Below are 1,277 nucleotides of genomic sequence, written 5' to 3' on the forward strand. Positions count from 1 at the left end.
CCCCCGGTATCCCTCCCCGGGCTTCCCCGTCCCTGTCGGTGCCCCGGGGGATACTCGAACGCGCGTTCCCTCCGGGGTGTCGGTCGAGGGTTCCCCGGAGCGCGTCGCCCGGCGCCCACCCCGCGGCGGGTCGGTCGGACGGAACCGCCGAGGAGCCATCGGGGACCGGTGAGGGGAGGTGTGGCCCGTGCGGGAGCATCCCACCGTTCTGCACCTGGACATGGACGCCTTCTACGCCTCGGTGGAGCAGGCCTCCAAACCCAGCCTCCGCGGTCGTCCGGTGGTGGTGGGCGGACTCGGCCCCCGGGGGGTGGTGGCCACCGCCTCCTACGAGGCCCGCCGGCACGGCGTGCGCTCCGCCATGCCGACCGCCCGGGCCCGCCGGCTCTGCCCGCACGCCGCCTACCTCGCCCCCCGCTTCCCCTTCTACCGCGAGATCAGCTCGATGGTGATGGGGATGCTGGGCGAACTCTCCCCCCTGGTGGAGCCGCTCAGCCTGGACGAGGCCTTCGTGGACCTGGCCGCCGCTCCCGACCCACCGGACGACAAGGGCGCGCGTGCCATCGGCGAGGGCGTGCGCGCCCGCATCCGCGCCCGTACCGGGCTGAGCGCCTCGGTGGGCCTCGCCGGCTCCAAGATGCTCGCCAAGATCGCCTCCGAGCAGGCCAAGCCCAACGGCCTGGCGATCATCCCCCCGGGCACGGAACAGGCCTTCCTGGAACCCCTGCCGATCCGGATCCTGCCCGGGGTGGGACCGGTGACCGGGGACACGCTGCGCCGGGCGGGCATCGTCACCGCCGGCGACGCGGTCCGCGCCGGCGAGCAGGAACTGATCCGGCTGCTGGGCCGCGCCCACGGCGCCGCCGTCCACGCCATGGCCGCGGGGCACGACGAGCGCCCCGTGGTGGCGGAGCGCGACGCGAAGTCGATCTCCTCGGAGGACACCTTCGACGAGGATCTCACCGACCGCGCCCGCCTCCACGCCGAGACGGTCCGCCTGGCGGACCGGGCGGTCCGCCGCCTGCGGGAGGCCGGCCGCTCGGCGCGCACCGTCGTGCTGAAAATCCGCTTCCACGACTTCACGACGCTGACCCGATCGGAAACCCTGCGCGGGGCCACCGACGACCCCGCCGTGGTGCGGGACTCCGCCACCCGCCTGCTGGCCGCCGTGGGCATCGGCGAGGGGGTGCGGCTGCTGGGCGTGGGTCTGAGCGGGCTGACCGGGTTCACCCAGGAGGATCTCTTCTCGCTGATCCCCCCGTCCGCTCCCTCCGCCC

1 protein-coding gene is annotated in these 1,277 nt (G+C 74.9%); it reads left to right on the forward strand.

Features of this window, described 5'->3' with window-relative positions:
• Nucleotides 1-187 precede the first annotated feature (187 nt).
• Nucleotides 188-1,277, forward strand: a 1,090-nt coding sequence (locus tag FOE67_RS26050) for a DNA polymerase IV (protein ID WP_182667280.1), incomplete at its 3' end; no start/stop codon positions are given.

The sequence above is a fragment of the Streptomyces calidiresistens genome, assembly GCF_014141525.1.
Lineage (GTDB): Bacteria > Actinomycetota > Actinomycetes > Streptomycetales > Streptomycetaceae > Streptomyces > Streptomyces calidiresistens.